Origin of the sequence: Luedemannella flava (assembly GCF_039528515.1) — a bacterium.
GTDB lineage: Bacteria > Actinomycetota > Actinomycetes > Mycobacteriales > Micromonosporaceae > Luedemannella > Luedemannella flava.
Window position 1 is genome coordinate 26,288 of record NZ_BAAALT010000034.1, and the last position, 21,847, is coordinate 48,134.

General features: G+C 70.4%; 22 protein-coding genes. 8 read left to right on the forward strand and 14 right to left on the reverse strand.

What is annotated here, in order from left to right; all coding sequences use genetic code 11:
- Positions 1-6 precede the first annotated feature (6 nt).
- The 4 genes from ABD211_RS06950 to ABD211_RS06965 form a co-directional block, all read right to left on the reverse strand.
- On the reverse strand, positions 7-636 hold the full coding sequence (locus ABD211_RS06950) for a LysE family translocator (protein WP_344127442.1): 630 nt from the start codon (positions 634-636) through the stop codon (positions 7-9).
- A gap of 610 nt (positions 637-1,246) precedes the next feature.
- The gene (locus ABD211_RS06955) at positions 1,247-2,254 is read right to left on the reverse strand and encodes a phosphotransferase (protein ID WP_344127445.1); all 1,008 of its coding nucleotides are present in this window, start codon (positions 2,252-2,254) and stop codon (positions 1,247-1,249) included.
- Between the two features lie 511 nt (positions 2,255-2,765).
- On the reverse strand, positions 2,766-3,527 hold the full coding sequence (locus ABD211_RS06960) for a tyrosine-protein phosphatase (protein ID WP_344127447.1): 762 nt from the start codon (positions 3,525-3,527) through the stop codon (positions 2,766-2,768).
- Between the two features lie 506 nt (positions 3,528-4,033).
- Positions 4,034-4,747, reverse strand: a complete 714-nt coding sequence (locus tag ABD211_RS06965; protein WP_344127449.1) for a hypothetical protein — start codon at positions 4,745-4,747, stop codon at positions 4,034-4,036.
- A gap of 370 nt (positions 4,748-5,117) precedes the next feature.
- On the opposite strand from ABD211_RS06965, the gene ABD211_RS06970 reads away from it, so the two are divergent.
- The 3 genes from ABD211_RS06970 to ABD211_RS06980 all read left to right on the forward strand — a co-directional run bounded on the left by ABD211_RS06970 (position 5,118) and on the right by ABD211_RS06980 (position 7,401).
- On the forward strand, positions 5,118-6,344 hold the full coding sequence (locus ABD211_RS06970; RefSeq protein WP_344127451.1) for a sensor histidine kinase: 1,227 nt from the start codon (positions 5,118-5,120) through the stop codon (positions 6,342-6,344).
- Positions 6,345-6,455: 111 nt separating this feature from the next.
- Positions 6,456-7,055 carry a response regulator gene (locus ABD211_RS06975; RefSeq protein WP_425560371.1) on the forward strand — a complete coding sequence of 200 codons (600 nt, stop codon included), beginning with the start codon at positions 6,456-6,458 and terminating at the stop codon, positions 7,053-7,055.
- Between the two features lie 187 nt (positions 7,056-7,242).
- Positions 7,243-7,401 (forward strand): hypothetical protein, encoded by a 159-nt coding sequence (locus ABD211_RS06980; RefSeq protein ID WP_344127455.1) that lies wholly within the window; start codon positions 7,243-7,245, stop codon positions 7,399-7,401.
- Here ABD211_RS06980 and ABD211_RS06985 read toward each other — a convergent pair.
- The 3 genes from ABD211_RS06985 to ABD211_RS06995 all read right to left on the reverse strand — a co-directional run bounded on the left by ABD211_RS06985 (position 7,398) and on the right by ABD211_RS06995 (position 10,478).
- Positions 7,398-7,625 carry a hypothetical protein gene (locus tag ABD211_RS06985; protein ID WP_344127457.1) on the reverse strand — a complete coding sequence of 76 codons (228 nt, stop codon included), beginning with the start codon at positions 7,623-7,625 and terminating at the stop codon, positions 7,398-7,400. The genes ABD211_RS06980 and ABD211_RS06985 overlap by 4 nt on opposite strands.
- 316 nt (positions 7,626-7,941) lie before the next feature.
- Positions 7,942-8,748 carry a phosphatidate cytidylyltransferase gene (locus ABD211_RS06990; protein WP_344127459.1) on the reverse strand — a complete coding sequence of 269 codons (807 nt, stop codon included), beginning with the start codon at positions 8,746-8,748 and terminating at the stop codon, positions 7,942-7,944.
- Positions 8,745-10,478 carry a pyridoxal phosphate-dependent aminotransferase gene (locus ABD211_RS06995; RefSeq protein WP_344127461.1) on the reverse strand — a complete coding sequence of 578 codons (1,734 nt, stop codon included), beginning with the start codon at positions 10,476-10,478 and terminating at the stop codon, positions 8,745-8,747. Before ABD211_RS06995 ends, ABD211_RS06990 begins: the two co-directional genes overlap by 4 nt.
- A gap of 119 nt (positions 10,479-10,597) precedes the next feature.
- Between ABD211_RS06995 and ABD211_RS07000 the strand changes: the two genes are divergently transcribed.
- The gene (locus tag ABD211_RS07000; protein WP_344127463.1) at positions 10,598-11,293 is read left to right on the forward strand and encodes a flavodoxin family protein; all 696 of its coding nucleotides are present in this window, start codon (positions 10,598-10,600) and stop codon (positions 11,291-11,293) included.
- Here the strand turns inward: ABD211_RS07000 and ABD211_RS07005 are convergent.
- The 6 genes from ABD211_RS07005 to ABD211_RS07030 are packed head-to-tail and all read right to left on the reverse strand — an operon-like array spanning position 11,197 to position 16,201.
- A complete protein-coding gene (locus ABD211_RS07005) occupies positions 11,197-11,700 on the reverse strand; it encodes a hypothetical protein (protein WP_344127465.1) in 504 nt (167 codons plus the stop codon). The genes ABD211_RS07000 and ABD211_RS07005 overlap by 97 nt on opposite strands.
- Positions 11,690-12,064, reverse strand: a complete 375-nt coding sequence (locus ABD211_RS07010) for a carboxymuconolactone decarboxylase family protein (RefSeq protein WP_344127467.1) — start codon at positions 12,062-12,064, stop codon at positions 11,690-11,692. Before ABD211_RS07010 ends, ABD211_RS07005 begins: the two co-directional genes overlap by 11 nt.
- A gap of 3 nt (positions 12,065-12,067) precedes the next feature.
- Positions 12,068-13,264 (reverse strand): MFS transporter, encoded by a 1,197-nt coding sequence (locus tag ABD211_RS07015; protein WP_344127469.1) that lies wholly within the window; start codon positions 13,262-13,264, stop codon positions 12,068-12,070.
- The gene (locus tag ABD211_RS07020) at positions 13,261-13,767 is read right to left on the reverse strand and encodes an aromatic-ring-hydroxylating dioxygenase subunit beta (protein ID WP_344127471.1); all 507 of its coding nucleotides are present in this window, start codon (positions 13,765-13,767) and stop codon (positions 13,261-13,263) included. The genes ABD211_RS07015 and ABD211_RS07020 overlap by 4 nt, the downstream gene beginning before the upstream one ends.
- Complete coding sequence (locus tag ABD211_RS07025; RefSeq protein ID WP_344127473.1) at positions 13,764-15,038, reverse strand: aromatic ring-hydroxylating oxygenase subunit alpha; 1,275 nt, start codon at positions 15,036-15,038, stop codon at positions 13,764-13,766. Before ABD211_RS07025 ends, ABD211_RS07020 begins: the two co-directional genes overlap by 4 nt.
- A complete protein-coding gene (locus ABD211_RS07030) occupies positions 15,035-16,201 on the reverse strand; it encodes a glycosyltransferase (protein ID WP_344127474.1) in 1,167 nt (388 codons plus the stop codon). Before ABD211_RS07030 ends, ABD211_RS07025 begins: the two co-directional genes overlap by 4 nt.
- Before the next feature lie 191 nt (positions 16,202-16,392).
- On the opposite strand from ABD211_RS07030, the gene ABD211_RS07035 reads away from it, so the two are divergent.
- The 4 genes from ABD211_RS07035 (at position 16,393) to ABD211_RS07050 (ending at position 21,128) form a co-directional block, all read left to right on the forward strand.
- Positions 16,393-17,124 (forward strand): class I SAM-dependent methyltransferase, encoded by a 732-nt coding sequence (locus ABD211_RS07035; RefSeq protein WP_344127476.1) that lies wholly within the window; start codon positions 16,393-16,395, stop codon positions 17,122-17,124.
- Between the two features lie 36 nt (positions 17,125-17,160).
- Positions 17,161-18,210: an LD-carboxypeptidase gene (locus ABD211_RS07040; protein ID WP_344127478.1), complete on the forward strand. Its 1,050-nt coding sequence runs from the start codon at positions 17,161-17,163 to the stop codon at positions 18,208-18,210.
- A 97-nt stretch (positions 18,211-18,307) separates the two neighbouring features.
- Positions 18,308-19,093, forward strand: a complete 786-nt coding sequence (locus ABD211_RS07045; protein ID WP_344127479.1) for a class I SAM-dependent methyltransferase — start codon at positions 18,308-18,310, stop codon at positions 19,091-19,093.
- Between the two features lie 352 nt (positions 19,094-19,445).
- On the forward strand, positions 19,446-21,128 hold the full coding sequence (locus ABD211_RS07050; RefSeq protein WP_344127481.1) for a glucuronyl esterase domain-containing protein: 1,683 nt from the start codon (positions 19,446-19,448) through the stop codon (positions 21,126-21,128).
- Positions 21,129-21,215: 87 nt separating this feature from the next.
- Here the strand turns inward: ABD211_RS07050 and ABD211_RS07055 are convergent, their stop codons facing one another.
- The gene (locus tag ABD211_RS07055; RefSeq protein ID WP_344127483.1) at positions 21,216-21,665 is read right to left on the reverse strand and encodes a DUF6326 family protein; all 450 of its coding nucleotides are present in this window, start codon (positions 21,663-21,665) and stop codon (positions 21,216-21,218) included.
- Positions 21,666-21,847 lie beyond the last annotated feature (182 nt).

Sequence of the window (21,847 nt, forward strand, 5' to 3'; positions counted from 1 at the left end):
CGACCGCTACCGGCGGGCGCCTTCCGCGGCCAGGCGCAGCCCGAAGCCGATGAAGCACACCCCCACGATCTGGTCGAGGCGACGGCGCACCGTCGGCCGGTTGATCAGGCCGCCCGCACCGCGCACCACGAGGACGAGCAACGCGAACCACGCGAGCCCCTCCAGGTTATGGATCAGCGCCATGGTCACGGACGCCAGCACCGGGCTCGCGTTCTCCGGCAGGAACTGCGGCAGAATCGACAGGTAGAACACGCCGACCTTCGGGTTGAGCAGGTTCGTCGCAAGCCCCGTCCGGAACGCCACCACCGCCCGTTGCGCGGGAACCGGTCCGACCTCCGCCACGGTCCCCGCCCGGCGACTGGTCCACAGGGCACGGAAACCGAGCCAGCACAGGTACGCCGCCCCGGCCCACCGCAGCCCGTCGTAGGCGAGCCGCGACGCGGTCAACACCGCCGTGATGCTCAGGCCGCTCGCGACCGCCCAGACAAAGCAGCCCATATTGATGCCCGCGCCCGCGGCCAGCGCCGCCCGCCGGCCGCTCACGGCGGCGGTGCGCAGCACCAGCACGGTGTCCAGGCCTGGCGTCACGGTCACGACGGCCGCCACGAGAGCGAACGCCAGCATCGGCTCGATCACGGATGGGCAGCCTACGGGGACCGAGCGGGAGTTGTCCCCCAGATAGATCCGGAGGACAGCCGGGTACCCGCACCGGCGCGCGGTCCGTAGCGTCACCCGCATGCTGACCACAGTGGTACGGGCCCGTCGCGGCCCTCGCCGCCGTCGCATACCTGCGATCGTGACCGGGTGGCCGATTCGCTCATCCTCGTGAACGGGCTGCCCGGATCCGGCAAGACGACCCTGGCCGCATGTCTGGCGCCCGCGTTGCGTCGGGCAGGTCATCGTCGTCCGCACCGACCAGCCGACGGACGTCGTGGGCCTGGCCGCGCGGATTTCTCAGCCCCCGCCACACTCGTCACTGGGCCGGTGAGCGGCGCAGCCGTGGCATCCCCGCCGAAGCGGATGTCCACCTCCGCGAGATCAAATCGTCGTACTTCCGCTCGACGAGCGCGACGATGTTCGTCACGTACGTGGTCGGCGACCGGGGACTGCGAGGCGAACTGCCCTGCACGCACGCCCTCGTCGTCATCCCCATGGAGGGCTACGCCGCCTACGGCCGCATGCGCGAGGCGGCCGCGGCCAGCCGCCGCGCCCGCGGTGGCGCCTGCTCACCGTCAGGAAGGCTCAGTCATGATCCAAGTATCGGAGCGGCGCGATGGGCGAGTTCCAGCTGGCTCAAGGCCGAGGGCCCCCAGCCGGTCGGGTCGTCGCCGGGCGGCACCATCGCCATGGCCTGCCACAGCAGGAGGATGTCCAACCAGCCCGACTCGGCCGGGGTCAGCGGGCGCTCGGACCGGTAGCCGGCAAGGAACTCCGCGCGAACGTCGGCCGACACCGGCCCCCAGTTGTGGTAGCGGGTGCCGAGCAGGACGGCCGCGCGAGCCAGCTCGACGAGTCGATGATCATGCCGGGTCTCCTCGAAATCGAGGATCGCGGCGACCTCGCCGCGGGCACACAGGATGTTGGCGGAGCGGAAGTCGAAGTGGACGAGCTGGCGCGGAAGTCCGTCGGGCGGCGCACCGGCGAGCAGCCCGCGCAACGTGTCACGAGCGGCCACCGGCAGATGGTCGGCGTCGGAGTCGACCCAGGCGGTAACCCGGGCCGTCAACGGCTCGGGCGAACCGGCGAGCGCGGGAAGCTGATCGGCGTCCGGGTATGCGGCCAGCGCGTCCTGCAGCCGGGCGAGTACGGCGCCGGCTGTCCGTACCTGGTTGAGATCGGCGGTGTCGAGGAGTTCGCCCACGATCTCGCGCTGCAGGCCCATGGAGACACCGTCGGCCTCGACCTGAAGACGGCCGTCGCGGGCGGGAACCGGCGCGGAAACCGGCACCCCCCTGCCGTGGAGCCAGCTCGCGAGACGCGCCGTCTGCGCCAGACGCGGAAAACGTTCGGGCACGACCGACCACTTCGCGAGCAGCCGGCCAGCCGGCGTCCCGACCCAGGCCAGCGCGTTGCCCCCGCTCATGACGATCCGCTCGCAGAAGTCGATGCGAACGCCCCAGTGCTTGTCCAGCATCGCGGCAACCCACCGGCCGGCCGACTCCTCGTCGCTGAAGCCGAACCGTCCGTCGAGCGCGTGGCGAGGGTCGTGCGGCTCCCACAACATCTCCAACACCGGAGCCCGCGATGCGATCACGCGTCGTATCCCATCACAGGACCGGCGGATGCCGCTCGCCCGAGTGCCTACGGGTGCCCGGCGGGACGTCGGCCCCAGGCCGAGATCAACGGCCTACCGGGCGGGGCGAGGAGGTCATCACCACATGGTCAACGTCCGTAAGCTATCTCCGGCGATCTAATTAACGAATTATCGATTCTGACAATGTGTTTATTGAGGCAAACGAACGTTAGCGAGGAGCACACCATAATGACAGTTATGGTGTTATTGGATGTGTAGCAAGATCATGAGCCTGCCATGTGAAGTGTCCGTTCCCGCAGAAACGGAGAAGGTCCCACGGTTTCTGAGAAGTGGTTGTCGGCCGTGTCCTGTCCGCTCGAACACTTCGGAGTCCGGACCAGATCTTCGGGCAGAAGGCTGCGGTGTCCTGTCCGGTCCCCCGTGAAGTTGGCGGATACCCAAGCATCCATGCGGGTGTGCCGGCGGTTCTCGCGCGGCGTGGCGGCGTGGCCGTCGGGTGATTACCCCTATGTCACGGTCGCAGCAGGGCTTTCAAGCTATCGATCTCGTGCCGGGTGAGTCCAAGCGTCGCCAGATAGGTCGCGGTGTCGAAGGTGGTGATCCAGTCCCGCAATGCCGGCACACGGTCGGCCAGCTGACTTTCCAGTTGCTGCGGCTCGGTGGCGGGCAGGTGGCGTTGACGCCAGGTCTGCTGGTCGGGGTCGTAGATCCAGCCATGGCCCGAATAGGCTCCGGCGCCGCGCCATCCGTCCGCGTAGTCGTCGATGATGGCGTCCCCGGTCGCGCCGGCGAGGTCCAGCAGCATCGCGCAGATCATGCCGGTGCGGTCTCGGCCGCCGGCGCAATGGACGAGCACGGCCGTCTCGGCCTCGGCCACCGCCCGCATGACTCGCGCGATGCGGGTCCGGGCGAGCCGAGCATTGTCGACCCAGCAGCGGGGGTGGTCCAGCCAGGGGCCACACACCCGCAGGAACTCGACGTCGTCAGGGTCCTCGGTCGGCGCCGCCACGAAGACCAGCCCGTCCAGCGATGCGGACCGGATGATCGGGTGCTCTGGCGTGCGCCGCGTCTCTGCTGGGGCGTTGCGCAGGTCCACCACCGTGCGTACTCCGGCCGCCTTTGCCGCGGCCCAGCCGTCGTCGCTGAGGTACTCGGGTGCGGCCGAGCGGAACACCCGACCTTGGGCTGTCGTCCCCCCGTGGCGCAGCACCCTACCGCCGAGATCACGCAGGTTCCGTGCTCCTGGCCAGGACAATCCCACCACCACCGGCACCTTCCTAAAGGTCGGCCATTCCGATCACGGACCACATCACTGCCGTGGACGATTTTCACCATGAGCCATTTCGACATTCTGGCAGCCGTCCGGGCCGGTGGGCGCCCCATGCTCGGCGCCGAGAAGCGGCTGACCGACCCGAACAACTCACGCCCCGACCGTCCGGACCTACCCTTCGGACCGCACGTCACAGCCTCGATCATCCGAAGCCTTCACGTGGACAGGACAGGCCGCCTGGGAAGGTCAGGCACTGCGAGTTGATCTGAGGCATCCGGGCTCGTGCGGCGCCAGTCGAGCCGGTGCCCAGCGTCAACCCGACGCGGCGCACGACGACTTGCCTCGACTGAAGCGCGCTGGGCTTGGTGGAGGCTCTACAAGATCCAGGGCGCTTCGCGCCGCGGGTGAGGCCCGGGCCCTGGCCGACGACGAGCGGCGCACGGCCCTTCGCGACCTGGAGGATCGGTTCTTCTTTGAGAGGAGCGGTCCGCCGCCACCATAGAGCGACGTCAGCCCTGTCCACGGATGAGCCGTAGGCCGGTGACAACGAGCCAGACGAGCCACGCGGTTAAGCCCGAAACCCCGACGAACACCAGTGGCGAGCCATCCGCGATGGCGAGGTTTCCGGCGCCGGCCAATACGAGCAAGCTGCCGCCCGCCACGCCGAGCAGCCGCTGCCACGGCCGTGTCAACCCGCTGGCGTGGGTGGCCAGCGCCGCGCCGATAAAGGTCGCCCCGAGCGCGGGCAGCGCGAGCGCGAAGGCCGCGGCGTGGAGCTGCCAGACCAGCTCGAAGGCGGGGGTTGGCGCGGCCAGGCCATCCGCGGCGAGCACGACCGCGATGTGCGTGGCTATGACGAGGGCGAATAACGCTGAGAGCGTCGCTCCGGCGGCCACCGCGAGCCGCGACCAGTCCGCCCCTGAGGCGCCGCGGCGCTGCACGAGCCCCCGTAGTCCCGTGACGAACAGCAGGAGCAGGGGCAGGTTCAGGGCCTCCAGACCCACGGCGACGGCCACGGCGCCCCGGTTCGCGGCGTGGTAGGCGAGGACCTCACCAAGAGGATCGCCGTAGGTGGGCGCCCCAGTGCCCACAAACATCGCGTTCTGAACGATCACTGACGCGGCGTAGGCGACCGCGACGCCGCCGACGATTCGCGTCGCGGACACCCGGTCCGGGACCTGCCGGTCCTCTGGCGCGGTGAGTTTTGCTTTCTGGGTTCTCACGTCGTTACTCCTTCGTTTCATGCGGATGGCGGGTTGTCGAGCAGGTTCGGGGTTTTCGTTCGGATGGTCATCGGCCCTTCTTGCGAGAGGAGCGGTCCGCCGCCGGAGTGGCGGCAGGTCTGGGCGTGCATACGCACGGGTCGGGTCGTTCTCGCCTTCCGCCTCATTCGTCGCCGCGGGAAGCCCGGGAATGGTCGGAGTTGGTTTCGGAGGTTCTCGGGCCGTCCGTTCCGGTGATGTGGAACAGATTGCTGGAGCGGCTGTAAGCGCTGCTACGAGCCGAGGTCGGTGGCGGCGGGCCGAAGGTCTACACCTCGGGTTCGACTTTGGTCGGATGTCGTGGGGCCTGACCCGGCCGTACGCTCTGATCATGATGGCCCCGGCGGACCCGCGGGATCGGAGCCCGCTACCGGCGGGCGTGATCAGCGATGCTGACCACGATCCGGTGCGCCCGGCTGGGCGCACGGTCCGCGACCGGGTGATCGACGCCGCGTGTTTCCTGCTGGCCGTCGGCGTCACGATGCTCGCCTTGGTCGACGGCCTCGCGCAGCACATCGCGCCGGTCCCGCTCGCCGTCGACCTGGTCCTCGGCAGCCTGTGCTGTCTGGGGGTGTGGCTGCGCCGGCGTTGGCCTGTCGGCCTCGCCGTGGTCGCCGGTGTGGTCGGCGTCTACGCGACGTCCGCCTCGGGCGCGGCGCTCGTCGCGCTGTTCACCGTCGCGGTGCACCGGCGCTTCGCGGTGGTCGCCCGGATCGCGGCCGGGTACGCGCTCGTGCCGTTCCTCACGCTGCTGGTCCGCCCGGATGTCCCGGTCGGACCCTGGTCGCAGATCGTGCTGGGCGTCGCCTTCGCGCTCGCGGTGCTCGCCTGGGGCATGTTCGTGCGGGCCCGGCGCCAGTCGCTGCGCGAACGGGCCCGGCGGGTCAAGGCCGAACAGGAACTGCGGGTCGCCGAGGCCCGCCAGGGCGAACGCAACCGGATCGCCCGGGAGATGCACGACGTACTCGCCCACCGCCTGTCCCTGTTGAGCCTGCACGCCGGGGCGCTGGAGCTACGCCCCGACGCCGCGCCCGAGGAGGTCGCCCGCGCCGCCGGGGTGGTCCGCGACAGCGCCTACCAGGCGCTGGAGGACCTTCGGGAGGTGATCGGCGTCCTCCGCGCCGGTGTCAACCGGCCCGACGAGACACCGGAAGGGCCGCAGCCCACCCTGGCCGACCTCCCCGACCTCGTCGACCAGTCCCGGCGCGCCGGGATGACGGTGCGGCTCGACTGCCAGACCGATGCGCTTGCCGCCGTACCGGCGGTGGTGGGGCGCAGCGCGTACCGGATCGTGCAGGAAGGCCTCACCAACGCCCGCAAACACGCCCCCGACGCCGAGGTGGCGGTCACCGTGCAGGCGACCCCGGGCGACGGGGTCACCGTCGAGATCCGCAACCCGTGCCCGGGCAGTACCGGCACTGTCGGCATCCCCGGCGCCGGTATGGGCCTCATCGGGCTCACCGAGCGGGCAACCCTTGCCGGGGGACGCCTCGAACACGGCCCCACCCCCGCCGGTGACTTCCGACTCTGGGCGTGGCTACCGTCGCCTATCGTGTGAGCGCAGCCGGGAGCCGGTCTGTGGAGGCGAGCAGTCAAGGAGCCCAACGTGAACACCGCGGTCCGGGTCCTCGTCGTCGACGACGACCCGCTCGTGCGAGCCGGCCTGGCGATGGTCATCGGCGGCTCACCCGACCTGACCCTGGTGGGCGAGGCCGGCGACGGAAGCGAAGTAGCCGCCGCCGTCGACGCCTACGCCCCGGACGTGGTGCTGATGGACATCCGCATGCCCACCCTCGACGGTCTCGCCGCTACCGAACAGCTGCGCGCCCGACCCGACCCACCCGAGGTCATCGTCCTGACCACCTTCGACGCCGACGAGCACGTTCTGCGCGCGCTGCGCGCCGGGGCCAGCGGCTTCCTGCTCAAACACACCCCACCCGCCGAGATCCTGCGCGCGATCACGCGGGTCGCAGCCGGCGAACCCATCCTGTCGCCGACCGTGACCCGACAGCTCATCGCCCACCTCAGCGACACCGGCGCCGCCGCCCGGCAACGGCACGCCACCACCGCGCTGGATCAGCTCAGCGGACGCGAACGCGCGGTCGCCATCGCCGTCGGGCACGGCAAATCCAACGCCGAGGTCGCCAACGAACTGTTCATGAGCGTGGCCACCGTGAAAGCCCACATCTCCCACATACTCACCAAACTCAATCTCAACAACCGTACCCAGATCGCCCTACTCGCCCACGACGCCGGCCTCACCAGCTGACACCGCGGCAACAAGCGCCTGGACACCCTGCGGAACGTCATCGTGACCGGGCGGGCGGGCTGCTGTTCGTCATTCCTGGGCGCACCACGACGCTGCGGGTGAACGGCCGGACCTGCGTCTCCACCCGCCCCGAGCTGTTGTCGCGGCTGACCGCCGTAGACAAGCCGCCGGCCAGCGCGCGAAGGCGTTGCTGCGCGGCGGGGTCTGGCAGCCGGAACTGTGGCTGTCGGTGGACGCCCAGCCGACGTCCGCCGAGGTGACCCTGGCCCAACTCCGGATGCCCGACCTGACGATCGCTGACATCGAGCAGGTGGAGGCGGACTCGTTGAAGTACCGGTATGACTAGCGGCGGCCACACAGGAGCATGGCGACGGTGGCGGCGAGCTCGATGGAGGCCTCGATCTCCGCCTTGCGGATCGAGACGCTCTCGACGTTGAAGCCGTACGGCATGCCAAGGTGTTCGCAGAAGTCGATCAGGTCCTCGGCGATCGACACGGCCTGCCGGTACGACTCGGCGATCGGGTCGTCGGCGTACCGGATCGAGTTCTCCAGCCAGCGCGGGACGTCCACGCCGAGCCAACGGACGAACTCCAGCGTCTTCAGCGAACCGCAGAGCGGCGTAGTACCGGGCCGGGTCCAGCGTCGGCAGGTACGGGAAGGGACGCTCGTCGGGGTTGCGGTCGGACTCGTCGTCGATGTCGTACAGGATCAGGCCGTCGACATCGAGGGCGGACAGGCGCTCCAGGGTGACGGCGGCGATCTCCTTGATGCGCTCCTCGGTCGCGCTGCTCCTGGGCGGGGTGAGGCTGAAGAGCAGCACACCGTCGCCCTGCGCCAACATCTGCTGCAACCGGGGTCGGGACATGAGTGACACAGTACGGATCAGTCACCACGAGCACGCGAAGACCACGGCGAGGGCGATCAGGAGGGAGTCCACACGGTCCAGGATGCCGCCGGACCCGGGCAGCCAGCGCCCGGTGTCCTTGACGTCCGCCCCGCGCTTGATCATCGATTCGAGCAGGTCGCCGGCCGGGCCACCGACGGCAACCGCGAGCACCATGGGCACGGTGGCGATGCCGAGCAGGGCGAGGACGCCCACTCCGGCCACCGATCCCACGAGCGTCCCGCTCCACCGTTTGCCCGGCGAGAGCGGCGACAGGTGCGGGCCGCGCAGGCGCGGGCCGACCTGGGCGGCGGTGATGTCGGCGACGGAGACCGCCATGAACATGGCGAGCGCGGTCGCGCCGAGCGGCACGAGAAGCGCGAGCGGGGCGAGCCAGGCCAGCCCCAGTACGCCGGACGCGAGCCGGCGACCGCCATCGGCGGCGTCCCCGGCCAGCAGCGGCACCGCGGCGATCGCGAGGGCGGCGCCGGCCGCGACCTGCGGTAGGCGTGCCGGGGCGAGCCAGGCGGTCAGGATGAGCCCGACCAGGGCGGCCGCCAGCACCACCCGGTCCGCCCTGGTGAGCCGGGCCAGTCGGGCGTACTCGACTGCGGCGATGAGCGCCGCGACGGCCGCGACAGCCGCGGCGCCCGGTCGGCCGAGCCAGAACGCCGCGGTGATGATGGGGACGCCGACCACCCAGGCGCACCAGCGTTTGATCAGCTCACGCTGACGGGACAGCAGGACCGCGATGCCGCCGAGCACCAGCGCGCCAGCCAGGTACGGCACCAGGGAACCAATGGTGATCATCGCGTCGGGTCGGTCCTCAGGTCGTTGAGCGCGGCAGCGTAGGCCTCGACGATACGGGCGTTGCCGGTCGGGTCCTTGACCGCGATGCGGATCGTACGACCCTCGAACACCCGCGACATGGGAGACACGTCGCGGAGGTAGACGTTGAGGCTTCGGCACTGCCGCACCAACTGGCCGGCGGTGGGACCACTGTGCGGGAGCGTCATGACCACGAAGTTGGCCACGGATTCGTCGACGGTGACTGCCCCGTCCACGGCGCGGAGGTCCGCCGCCAGCTCCGCGCGTAGCTGGTGGGTTCGTGCCCAGCAGTCGAGGTAGTGGTCTGGGTCGGCCAGCGCCCGGACGGCCGCGATCTGGGCCGGCAGGCTGACGGCCCAGGGCGGGGTCCACCGGCGCAGGGCCGCAGCGGTCGGCGCGTCAGCCACCAGGTACGCCGCCCGCAGGCCGGACAGCGCGTACATCTTCGACAGGGAACTGCAGACCACGAGGTTGGGCCGGGCGGCCGCCCAGTCCGCCAGCGACTGGTCGAACCCGACGTAGCCGAGGTATGCCTCGTCGATCCAGAACCTTGTCCGCGGTGGCGCCTGCGCCAGGACCTCGCGCAGCTGGGCCGCGGGCAGGTGCCGGCCGGTGGGATTGTTCGGGTTGACCAGCACAACCAGGTCGTACCCGGCGCGCAGGGCGGTCGCGAGCCGGTCGGGGTCGATCCGCCAGCCTTCGTCGCGTCGTAGCCCGAACCGGTCCACCCGGCAGCCGATCACGCGCTCGGTCACGTGGGCGTACTCGCCGTAGCTCGGGTCGATCAACAGGACCCTGCTGTCCGGGGTGAGCCACTCCCGGAACGCTCGGAAGATCAGGTCGGACGAGCCGGCGCCGACCACCAGCGAATCCACGGGGAGCCCGCGAGCGGCGGCGATGTCGTCCAGCAGGCCCTCGGCCCCGGTCGGCGGCGAGGTCCTGGCGATCCAGCCCGCGTCGTCGGCCAGCGCCTCGACGACGCCGGGCGCGGGCGGGAACCAGGCGTCGAGTACGTCGGCGGCGACCACCCCCTGGCGGCGGTCCAGGGTGCGAAGGTCCCGACCGATCGCGTCGAACGAGCGGCCGCCGTGCTCGCAGCCGTCCGGGCCGGGCCACCACGCGGCGTCCAACCGCCAGTCCACCGCGGTGGCGAGCCGGCGCAACGCCCGGCCGTGGCGGTGCAGCGTGTGCCTGGTGAGGTCCTCGACCCGGCCGCCCATCAGGTCGAAGGCGACCTGGCCGGACTGGACGGTCGGGCCCAGTCGGCGCAGTCCCGCGTCCAGGTACATCTGGCGCAGCTCGGCCCGGCCGAGGGCCACCACCGTCCGGCCGCCGCGAGCGGAGATCCAGCGCAGCGCGGCGTACATCAGGAGCGCGGCGGCCGCGCCACCGCGCCAGCGTGGTTCGACGGTCAGGATGCGGATCTCGAACAGGGCGTCGTCGCGCAGCAGCGGGTGCGCGTCGCGCGTCAGGTACTTCTCGATCGCGTACCGGCCCACCCACGGAGCGGTGATGCTCACGAAGCCGACCCTCGTGTCGCCGCATGCCGCGACCAGGTAGCTGTTGTTCCCGTCGAGGTTGTCGCGCAGCTGCCGGTCGGGGTTCTGCGCATGCTGACCCAGCTCCTCGGCGTACACCCGGTGGCGCAGTTCGTAGATCCAGTCGCGGTCATCGTCGATGGCGGGCCGCAGCTGCATCGGTGAACTGTCCACGGGTCACAACCTTCCTCGGTACGACTGGGATCGGCCCAGTCTGGCCCCGGGAAGGGAGCGACCGCCTGAGTTCGTCTACTCAATTGTTCTAAGCTGAACGGACCCGGGAGGCCCATCGGATGAAGATCGTTGCGTTGTCCTGTACGCAGAAGCGTCTCCCGTCGCTGACTGACGCGCTGCTGGAAGCGGCGGTCAGCGGCGTCGTCCGGGAGGTCAGGGACGCGGAGATCCAGCGGATCCGGTTGATCGATCACCGCATCGCGATGTGCGAGGGCGAGGACACCTGCCTTGATCCCGAGGTGGGCCGGTGCACGCTCGACGACGACTTCGAGCACGTCGTCGAGCTGGCCGAGGGCGCGCGGGCGATGCTGCTCGCCATGCCGGTGTACGCGGGGAACGTACCCGCGGTGTTGAAGATCTTTCAGGAGCGTTTGAAGAGCTTCATGAACGCCAGGCAGCGTCCGTTCGGCAACCTGCTGGTGGGCACGATCGTGCACTCGCGCACGATGCTGACCGAGCCCGCGCTGGGCGCGCTGTTCCCGTGGTACCTGCGGCTACGGAACAGGAACGTGGCATCGGCGTGTTTCACCCAGAACGATCATGAGGACCTGACCCGCACCGCGGCGTACGACCTGTGCGTGGCGGTGGGCCGGCAGCTCGGCATGACGCTCGACGGCAGCCGGTCGCCGGCCGTCGAGCGCACGGCACTGCCGTTGGTTCAGTCGCCGTCTCGTCCGCGGTGCGGCGACTCGGCGCGCCAGGTGCACCCGTCGCCCGCCAGTTCGCACGACACCGTGACGTCCGGTTCCACGTAGCGGGCGGCGATGGCGGTGTTGAGCTCCTGGCAGTACGCGCACGGCGACGAGAACGTCAGGACGACGCCGGCGCGTTCGGCCCGTTTGCGGTAGCGGAGGATGCCGCAGTCGGCGTTGCGCAGGACCGTGCCCGAGGGCTGGGGCTCGCTGGTCACCGTCGAGTCGTACAGCGCCAGCTGACGCTGCAGCCGGGTCATGAAGTGGTCGGTGGCGGACACCCCGGCGGGCCGCTGGGCCCGCAGGAGGTCAGCGGTAATGCGGGAGTTGGCTTCGATCCACGCGGCCAGGCCCTCCTCGCCGTGTTCCTTGAGGATGAACTCCTCCGCGGCCGCCTGGGCCTCGAAGAACCGCTGGCGCCACAGGTCGACCTTCTCGGCCGGGCCGAGCGGGAACGGTTCACTGCTCATGGTCCGCGTCCAGTTCGGCGAAGACCTCCTGGGCGACGCGCAGCCCGTTGTTGGCGACCGGCCAGCCGCCGTAGTAGGCGAGCTGGATGATCACCTCGATGATCTTCTCCCGCGACATCCCGAGGTGCAGGGCGGCACCGATGTGGCCGCGCAGCTCCCAGTCGGTGCGCGCCAACGCGACCGCAGTCAGCGCGACCAGTTCGCGTTCCTCGACGCTCAGGTGCGGGCGGGTCCAGATCTCGCCGAACAGGTGGTCGATGGTGAGCTGCAGGAACTCCGGGTAGGAACCCGGGCGCGGTTCGCGGCCGAAGACCTGCTGGAACATCGCCTCACCGCGCTCGCGTCGGTCAGCCGGCTGATTCATCGATCAACTCCTTCGTATGGGCCGAACAGTTGTCAACGTCCACGACGCCGCGAAGGCGACGACCAGCAGCGCGGCGCCGCTGCCGAAGGCGGCCGGAACACCCACCCGCTCGGCGATGAGCCCGACGGCGACCGGTCCGACCACGGCGCCGACATCGGTGCACATCGAGAAGACGGCGACGCCACTGCCGGCCCGGCCGGCGACGACGTCACCGACCAGCGCCGCCGGCGCGGCGTTGAGCAGCGCTGATCCCGCCGCGTACACGCAGAGCAGGACGACGAGCCAGGCGTAGGAGTCCACGAACGCCAGGGCGGTGATCGCCGCCGCGGCCACGCCGGTGCCGGCCATCATGGCGGGCCGACGGCCGGCCCGATCGACAACCCGACCGGCCGGCATGATCAGCAACGCCTGAACGAGGGCGGAGATCGTGAACGCCCACCCGACCCACGCCACGTCATGTCGCCACGCCACCACCACCGTGGGGACCAGTGCGCTGCGCAGTCCGAACAGGACCCATCCCTGCGCCAACGCCGCGAGGCAGGCCACCAGGTAGCGACGGTCCCCCAGCAGCGCCGGCAGGCCGACCACGGCACGGCCGGGCTGCGCGCCGGCGGTCCGGCCGGCGCGGAGCACCGCCACTGTCAGCGCCGCGGCGGCCAGTAACAGCACGGCGTACGCCAGGAACGGCGCGGACAGCGCGATGAGCGCCAGCAGCCCGCCCAGCGCCGGTCCGCAGATCCCGCCGAGCAGGAAGCCCGCTTCGAACACGGCGCTGGCCCGGCCCCGCTGGTCGGCCGGCGCGATCGCCAGAAGTGTGGCCAGTGCGGACACCGAGAAGAGCACGGAGCCGATGCCGCCGAGGCTGCGGAACACGAGCAGCTGCGCGTACGACCCGGCGAACGCCGTCAGGGCCGAGGAGACCGCACAGAGCAGCAGGCCGGCGACCAGGACCCGCCGCTCCCCGAACCGGACCCCGAGCCGGCCGCAGAACGGACTGGTGGCCAGCCGCATCACCGCGAACAGGGCGACGAGCACGCCGATCCGGGTGGGTCCGGCGCCGAACGTCGCGGCGTACACCGGCAGGACCGGGAGCACCAGTCCCAGGCCCAGCATGACGCAGCCGCCCACGACACTGAGGACGTAGACCTCGCGGGGGAGACGCTGCTGGGCGGCGGCAACGGGTGGCGCGCTGCCGATCACAATATGATGCTGAGCTTGCCGTGCTCGTACAGCGTCTCGTGGTCGAGCACCACGACGCGTCTGCGGACCCGGAACGACCCGCCGTCGACGACGAGCTCGAGCCGGTACTTCCCGACGTAGGCGTCGGAGCGCCCGTGCCCGAACCGGTACACGACGACATTCGCCGCCACGTCGAGGTGGGTGCCCCGGTCGGCCAGGATCTCGACGTTGCTGATCAGCCGGTTCGTCCGCGACCGGGGGTTCTCGCACCACACCTCGCCGTTGAGGAGCTGTTCGATCCGCTGGCGCAGCCGGGCGGCGTCGTCGTCGATGAGCCCGAGCGCCGGCTCACCGCGCACGTCGGTGGCGGGCACCGAGTAGCGGATGTCGTCGGTCAGCATCTCGTCGTACCACTCGCGCAGCCGCCACTCGTCGAGCAGGCGCGCCTCGCGGAACAGGAACCGGCTCACCCGGTGCCACAGCCGCACCTGGGCCGCTTCGTCGACCGTCAGCTCGATGGTCATCGTGGTTGCTCCCCGTGCATCAGCCGGTCCCACTGGCGCCAGAACTCGCGGGCGGGAAGCTCGTCGGTCGTCTCCGGGACCTCCTTGTTCATGCCGCGCGACAGGTCCGAGTAGCGGACCGCGCGGTTGAGATAGCCCCGCTGGCACGACTCGACGATCTCGATGTCGTCGGGGGTGGCGAAGCCGGCGGGGCCCATGAACGTCAGGTAGTGGCTCTTGCGGAGTTCCCGGATGTCGGGGTCCTCGTCCCTGGGCGCCAGGGCGACCGACGTGATGGCCATCTGGCCGGCGCTGACCGGGTCGATCTTGCGGATCGTGATCGCGATCGCGTCGATGATCATCAGGTTGGGGAAGATCAGCAGCGCCCGGTTGGTGCGGGTGATCCGTTCGGCGCGTTCGGCGCCGAACCGGTCGACGAACCGTGCCGCCGTCGCCTCGATCCGCGGCCGATACTCCTCGCCGAACATCGGCGTCCAGTAGGCCAGCGGCCGGGCCGCCGCCGGCGGCAGCTCGTTGGCTCCATGCCCCAGGCCGAGGGCGCGGCCGAAGCCGCCCCGGCGCCGCGGCGGCACCGAACCCAGCGACTCCATGTAGCCGACGTAGCGCTTGTGCAGGGCCCGGAAGTGGTAGATGTCGACGCTGTTCTCCATCATGAGCTTCCAGTTGGCCCGGGCCCCGTGCAGCTGCGCGCCCTGGATCACCTCCATCCCGACCTCGGACTGGTCGTCGATCAGATCGAGGTACTCCGTCGCGCCCGCCAGGTACTCGGTCAGCGTGCGCCGCTGCGCCGGATCGAACGTGGCGAACACGAAACCGCGGTAGGTGTCGCTACGGTGCCGCGCCAGGCCGAAGTCCGCCTTCCGGAAGCCCGGCCCGTACCCGTCGGGGATCGGGACCCCGACCAGCTCACCCTGGTTGGAGAAGGTCCAATCGTGGTACGGGCACCGGAACGACCTGGCCTGCCCGGCTGGCTGCGAGCAGACCAGCGCCCCGCGGTGGGGGCAGCTGTTCGCGAACACCCGGATCACCCCGTCCGACCCGCGCGCCATGACCACCGGGCGCCCGCCGACGTCACGTGCCACATAGGAGCCCGGCCCGGGCACCTCCGACTCGTGCCCGACGTACAACCAGCATTTGTCGAAGATCCTGGTCATCTCCTGGGTGGCCACGTCGTCGTCGGTGTAGGCGCGGCGGTCCACCCGGAACGAGAGGCGCTCAAGGTCGTCGAACACGATCCGGTCGCCCACCGGTCGCTGCAGTTCGATCGTCACCGCTCCCCCTGTCCCTGTAGCGTCCCGACCGTGTCGATGACCAGTTCGGCCGTGCGCGCGGCGGCATCGCCGCACTCCGGCTGCGCGGCGCGTAGCCGGGCCCGGTAGTCGCGGGCGGGATCGAGCAGGTCCGTGACAGCGTCAGCGACCGCCTGTCCGGTGACGTCGGCCGGCGCCAACGCCGTCCCGAAGCCCGCGCTGCCCACGAAATGCGCCTGGACGGGCTGGTCCACCGCCAGCGGGATCACGAGCATCGGCGTCGCCGCCCGGACCGACTCGGCCACCGAGTTGTACCCGCCGTGGGTGATGAACATGTCGGCGCGCTCGAGCACCTCGCGTTGCGGCAGGTACGGGGCGGTGAGCACGTCGTCGGGCAGCGCCAGCTCCTCGGCGAGGTCCCCCACCGCGGCGATCACCTGCGCGCCGGTCGCCGCCGCCCCGGTGATCACCGTGCGCAGCAGGTCCGGCCGCCGGTAGAAGATCGTGCCGAAGGACACGTACACCACCGGGCGGTCGGGGTCGAGCCGGTCCAGGCCCGGGAAGGTGACCTCGTCGCCGCGCGTGCCCGCCGCACCCGGCAACCCGACCAGCTGCACACCGTCGTCGGTGACCGCGTCGCCCCCGACGAGCGCGGGGATCGTCGGCATCAGATTGAGGATCGGCGACCGCGCCGAGTGGGTCCGGGTCGACCACAACACCCCGTGCCGGGTGAGGTAGTCGCCGACCTGTTCGTCGTACAGCCAGCGGCCCCGTCGGTGCTCGCGCGGGCAGACGCCGCCGAGATTGGCCCAGATCATCCCGTACGGCACGCCGGAGGCGTGTGCACCGACCATGGCCGCCGCCGTGACCGGCAGGGAGTCGACGAGCACGAAGTCCGGCGCCGTCGCACGGAGCACGTCAGCCGTCTCGTCCGCCACGGGCGACGACCGGAGCATCGGGCCGATCTTCGCCGGATCGCCGCTCCACGGCGCCATCTCGACCTGGCCGACCGCGTGGACCCGCGCCTTGCCCAGGGCCTCGCGACGCTGCTCGTCGAGCGCGCCACCGTCCGCGGACAACAGCAGCAGGTCGACCTCGGCGCCGGCCGTCTGGAGCGCGTTCACCACCGGCACGTAGGGGTTCAGGTGACCGTGCTGGGTCGTGGTGAGCAGGGCGACGCGCATCGGCTCTCCGATCCATCGAAAGAAGACGGCAACGCACGAAGCCACGGGGCTCTACGCATTCCCCACCATCGCTGAGGGAAGAGCCTGCCGGGATCTTCCATCGATGTCAACCACTGTCCGCTACCAACAGGCTGCTGACCGCGACGTCAACGGTTCTTGTGCTGCGGGACTGTGCGGGGTTGGGTCACCGTATGGCCCTCATCAAGTACGACAGCGCGGACGCGGCGGCGTTCGCGGCGACGCGGCACCTGGGCGACGACGCGCTCGCCGGTTGGCGCACGGCGATCACGCGGTACCTGGATCCGCGGCCGGGCATGCGCCTTCTCGACCTTGGTTGCGGCACCGGCAGTTGGGCGCGGGCGTTCCGGACCTGGTGGCCCGACATGGCTGTCCTCGCGGTCGAACCGTCCGCGGCGATGCGGGACCGCGCGGTGTTCGAGGCCGTGATCCCCGGCGACGCCGCCGACATCCCGGCCGACGACGCGAGCCTCGACGCGGCCTGGCTCTCCACCGTCATCCACCATGTCGACGACCTCGACGGGGCTGCCCGCGAACTGCGGCGGGTGCTGAAACCCGGCGCGCCCGTGCTGATCCGGTCCGTGTTCGCCGGGCGGCACGAGACGATAGGGCTGTTCCGCTACTTCCCGGAGGCCGTCGCGGTGCTCGACCGTTATCCGAGCGTCGCCCGGGTCGAGGCGGCGTTCGCGACCGCGGGCTTCACCGCCGCGGGGTTCGAGACGGTCCCCGAGGTGACCGCACCGTCGCTGCACGACGCCGCTGTCAACCTGCGGCGCGAGGCGCACACCCTCCTGCAACTGATCAGCGACGACGCGTACGCCGCGGGCCTGTCGCGGCTGCGTGAAGCCGCGCTGACGGATACCGGTCCGGTCGTCGACGCCCTCGATCTGCTGGTGCTGAAATGAGGTGCCCGCGAAGATCGGACGTCGTTCAATAACGGCATGAGCCAGGAACGTGTACGTCCGCCGAAGGCCCGACCGGGAGATCACATCGCGGTCATCTCCCCGTCCTTCGCCGCGCCCGGCCTGTTCCCCGAGCTTCATGAGCAGGCCATGCGGCGGCTCGCCGACCTGACCGGCCTCGTCCCCGTCGAGTACCCGACGACCCGACAGGTGGGCGCGGCCCCTGCCGCGCGGGCGGCGGACATCAACGCCGCCTTCGCCGACCCCCGCATCCGCGGCATTCTCGCCGTGGTCGGCGGCGAGGACCAGATCACGGTCATCCCGCACCTGGACGCCGACCTCGCCCGGGCCGACCCGAAGCCGTTCCTCGGCACCAGCGACAACACCAACCTGCACCACTGGCTGTGGGGCCTGGGCATCGCGAGTTTCTACGGCGGCTCCTCCCAGGTTCACCTGGGCCCCGGACCCACCGTGGACGACGTTCACGCGCGGTCGCTGCGGGCGGCGTTGCTCACCGGCGAGCGACTCGAGATCACCGACCCGGGCGAGTCCGAGGACATCGGGATCGACTGGGCCGACCCGCGGGCGCTGGAGTCCTTCGGGGACCGCGAGCCGACCACGCCCTGGGACTGGTACGGGCCGGGTCGCACGGTCACCGGCGCCGCCTGGGGCGGCTGCCTCGAGGTCATCGAGTGGGTCCTGACGGCGGGACGCTTTCCGTTCCCTCCGGACGTACTCGATGGTGGGGTGTTGATTATCGAGACGTCTGAGGAGCTGCTCCCCGCGCGAAACGTGGGATGGATCGTCCGCTCGCTCGGCGAGCGCGGGATTCTCGGCGCGGTCGACGCGGTGCTGGTCGCGCGGCCGCCGGTCTCCGACTTCACCCGCCGACCGGATGCCGCGGAACGGGCACGGCTACGCGCGGAGCAGCGCGACACCGTCGTCGAGGTGGTCACCCGCTACAACCCGGACGCGGTCATCTGCGTCGGCGTCCCGTTCGGCCACACCCGGCCGCAGTGGATCCTGCCGCACGGCGGCGCGATCACGGTCGACGGCGCCGAGCGCCGGATCTTCGCCGACTACCGGTAGACCTGCGCCTCGGTGTGCCGGCCGGTACAGGACCGCACCACGCATGATCAACCCTCCGTCTCGTGTCGGAGCGGGTGGTTCTTACTATGGTCAGTGCATGCCGGACGCGATCTTCGCTCACCCGCTGCTCGCGCGGGTCTACGACGCCTTCGACGGCAGCCGTGACGACCTGGCCGCCTACCTCGCGATCGCCCGGGAGCTGGGCGCGAATTCGGTCCTTGACATCGGCTGCGGCACGGGTTCCCTGGCGATCCTACTCGCCGGACACGGCTACGCGGTCGTGGGCGTCGACCCGGCCGAGGAGTCGCTCAAGGTCGCGGGGAGCAAGGACGGGGCCGGCCGGGTTCGGTGGATTACCGGCGACGCCACGGCGGTGCCGGGGCTCGCGGCCGACCTGGCGACGATGACCGGGAACGTGGCCCAGGTCTTCCTGACCGACGCGGACTGGGTGCGGGCCCTGCGGGGCATCCACGCCGCCCTTCGTCCCGACGGTCGTCTCGTCTTCGAGACCCGACGACCCGAGCGCCGCGCGTGGGAGGAGTGGGCGGTCGACGTGGGCCCCGTCGTCCTCGACGTTCCGGGCGTCGGGCCGGTGGAGCAGCGCCGGGAGGTCACCGACGTCAGCCTGCCGCTCGTCTCCTTCCGGCACACGTACCGGTTCCTGGCCGACGGTGCGATCGTCACGTCGGACTCGACACTGCGGTTCCGCGACCGTGACGAGGTCGAGTCGAGCCTCGCCGACACCGGCTACCGCGTCCTCGACGTACGGGAGGCGCCGGACCGCCCCGGCAGGGAGTTCGTCTTCATCGCGGAGGCTGTCCGCGCCGAACCAGGTCGCCGCCAACGTTCGGACAGGTACGCAGGGAACTCGGCCCTGCGATAACGCCGGTAATTGTCCGACCGTTGGCCTACTCCGGCCAGCCACTCCCCGGCCCGCCCCGGGCGCGACATCACCGCAACTTCCCATCTGATGTGCTGACTTGAGTATCGGAAAATTTCGATTCCTGATGTTGGCCGACAGTTTCGTCCTCGGGGTTTCCCGGTGTGGGCAGGGTCCCTACGGGGGTGGCGCCGGCCACCGTGCGAGGCCTCCAGGAATGGTTAGCGAAAGGTCGCGAAACGTTTCGGCGTACTGGTTGATTTTATCCAAGATCGAAATTGACGCTGGTAGTACTAGACATCCGTGATCATCGATTTCGGCTTGTCGCGCCAACACTCGGTGGGAAGGAGTCCTTGTGACCATAAGCTCGGGCCGCTCAAGGATCCGGTCGACCGTCATCGCGGTGACGGTGTCGGCGCTCGCGGTCGTGGGAGCGGCCGCGGTCATCTCTACCAGCACGACCGCCGGCGCCGCCGTCGCCGGCGTTGAGGACGAGGGTGCCGACTGCGCGGTCAACGTGCCCAGCTCGACCACATCCAATGCGAAGCTGCCCGATCCGTTCAAGCGGATCGACGGCACGCGCATCTCCACCAGGTCCGACTGGCGCTGCCGCCGTGAGGAGATCAAGAAACTGGCGGAGCGGTTCGTGTACGGCACGAAGCCCGCGAAGCCGGCCAGCGTCACCGGCACCGTCTCCAGCACCAACATCACCGTCAACGTGTCGGACCAGGGTCGCAGCGCCAGCTTCTCGGCCAGCGTCTCGCTGCCCGGCGGCACCGGACCGTTCCCGGCCGTCTTCGTCGTCGGCGGGCTCGGCGCGGACACGGCCACCATCAGGGCCGCGGGCGTCGCGGTCATCAACTACGACCCGCTCGCTGTCGGCAAGGAGGGCACCGGGCGCACCAACAAGCAGGGCGCGTTCTACAGCATCTACGGCGCCACGAGCGGCACCGGGATCCTCGCCGCCTGGGCCTGGGGCGTGAGCCGGATCATCGACGTCATCGAGCAGTCCGGCGGCAGCATCATCAAGGCGGACGGGCTCGGCGTCACGGGCTGCTCCCGCTACGGCAAGGGCGCGTTCGCGATCGGCGCGTTCGACCAGCGCATCGCGCTGACCATGCCGATCGAGTCGGGCAGCGGTGGCGTGCCGGCCATGCGCTCCATCGCCACCGAGAGCGGTGCCCAGCCGCTGAGCAGCGCGTACTCGGAGCAGCCGTGGCTCGGGGACGCGTTCAGCTCGTTCACCGGCAACCCGAACGCGCTCCCGATCGACCAGCACTCGCTGGTCGCCATGGTGGCGCCGCGCGGGCTGCTCATCATGGAGAATCCGAGCATCGCGTGGCTCGGCGCGAAGTCCGGCAGCGTGTCGGCCCTGGCCGGCGCCGAGGTCTACAAGGCCCTCGGCGTGGGCGACGCCATCACGTACTGGTCGGCCGTCTCCGACGGCAACCACTGCGCGGTCCGCAGCGAGTGGAGGGACCCGCTGCAGAAGTTCCTCAAGCGGTTCCTGCTCAAGACGGGCAACGACGCCGGCGTGTTCCGGATCGCCAGCAACGCGCAGGGCTCACTGTCGCAGTGGGTCGACTGGACGACGCCGACGCTGAGCGGCTCGACCTCCGGACCGGCGACGTCGAACCCGCCGACCAGCTCGGCGCCCACGAGCTCCGTCCCGACGAGTTCGGTGCCGACCAGCTCGCTGCCGACGAGTTCCGTGCCGACCAGCTCCGGGCCGACCGGCTCGACGGGCGCGTGCAGCGCCACGTACCGGACGGTCAACTCGTGGCAGGGCGGCTTCCAGGGTGAGGTCACCGTCAAGGCGGGCTCGGCGGCCATCAACGGCTGGACGGTGCGCTGGACGCTGGCCAGCGGCCAGACGATCGCCCAGCTGTGGAGCGGCACCCTCACCACGAGCGGCTCCGCGGTGACGGTGAAGAACGCGACGTGGAACGGCTCGCTCGGTGCTAGCGCCACGACCACGTTCGGCTTCATCGGCAACGGCACGGCGTCGACCCCGACGCTGACCTGCACCAGCCCGTAACGGACCGGGGTGGGCGGGCCGGGGACACACGCGGCCCGCCCACCCCACCGGCGCAACCATGCGCCGATGTCGGACGAGCGGATCGGTTCAGCGCGCCGACACCGATTCGCGGGAGGATACGGCGCGTGCGATGTCCGGACGGAATCCCCACGCGTACCGCAGGATGAGGGCCAGGATCAGCACCTCGATTCCGATGGAGAGGCCGTAGAAGGAGGCCCAGGCCCAGGACTCCCCTACCGCGTTGAACACCGAGAAGGGGATGTAGACCAACGCAACGACGAGGTTCGCGGCGCGGTTCACCCGGGCGGGCAGCGTCATGGAGAGCATCACCATCAGCGCCGGGATCGCCACGGCCGCGAGGAAAATGGTCAATAACGTCGGGCTGATGTCGAACTCAAAGATGACGCCACCCCGGATTTCGTCGACGGCGCCGGGCTTGTAGAGGTGGAAGTAGTCGACGTAGATGTAGAGGAACATGAAGCTGGTCCAGGCTGCCGCGAGCTTGGCCTGCACGGGGATCGCCGGGTTGTCGAGCACGCTCGGGGTGTTCGTTCGGATGTCGCTCATCGTTTCTCACTTCCTTTCCGCGCCATTCGTTGTGGAACAGATTGCTGGAGCGGCTGTAACGCCGCTACGAGCCGAGGTCGGTGGCGGCGGGCCGAAGGTCTACACCTCGGGTTCGACTTTGGCCGGATGTCGTGGGGCCTGACCCGGCCGTA

Coding starts and splice junctions, on each gene's coding strand:
- ABD211_RS06970 (WP_344127451.1), top strand. CDS start 5,118: ATGATGGCCCCGGCGGACCCGCGGGATCGGAGCCCGCTACCGGCGGGC.
- ABD211_RS06975 (WP_425560371.1), top strand. CDS start 6,456: ATGGTCATCGGCGGCTCACCCGACCTGACCCTGGTGGGCGAGGCCGGC.
- ABD211_RS06990 (WP_344127459.1), bottom strand. CDS start 8,748: ATGATCACCATTGGTTCCCTGGTGCCGTACCTGGCTGGCGCGCTGGTG.
- ABD211_RS07000 (WP_344127463.1), top strand. CDS start 10,598: ATGAAGATCGTTGCGTTGTCCTGTACGCAGAAGCGTCTCCCGTCGCTG.
- ABD211_RS07005 (WP_344127465.1), bottom strand. CDS start 11,700: ATGAGCAGTGAACCGTTCCCGCTCGGCCCGGCCGAGAAGGTCGACCTG.
- ABD211_RS07010 (WP_344127467.1), bottom strand. CDS start 12,064: ATGAATCAGCCGGCTGACCGACGCGAGCGCGGTGAGGCGATGTTCCAG.
- ABD211_RS07020 (WP_344127471.1), bottom strand. CDS start 13,767: ATGACCATCGAGCTGACGGTCGACGAAGCGGCCCAGGTGCGGCTGTGG.
- ABD211_RS07030 (WP_344127474.1), bottom strand. CDS start 16,201: ATGCGCGTCGCCCTGCTCACCACGACCCAGCACGGTCACCTGAACCCC.
- ABD211_RS07035 (WP_344127476.1), top strand. CDS start 16,393: ATGGCCCTCATCAAGTACGACAGCGCGGACGCGGCGGCGTTCGCGGCG.
- ABD211_RS07040 (WP_344127478.1), top strand. CDS start 17,161: ATGAGCCAGGAACGTGTACGTCCGCCGAAGGCCCGACCGGGAGATCAC.
- ABD211_RS07045 (WP_344127479.1), top strand. CDS start 18,308: ATGCCGGACGCGATCTTCGCTCACCCGCTGCTCGCGCGGGTCTACGAC.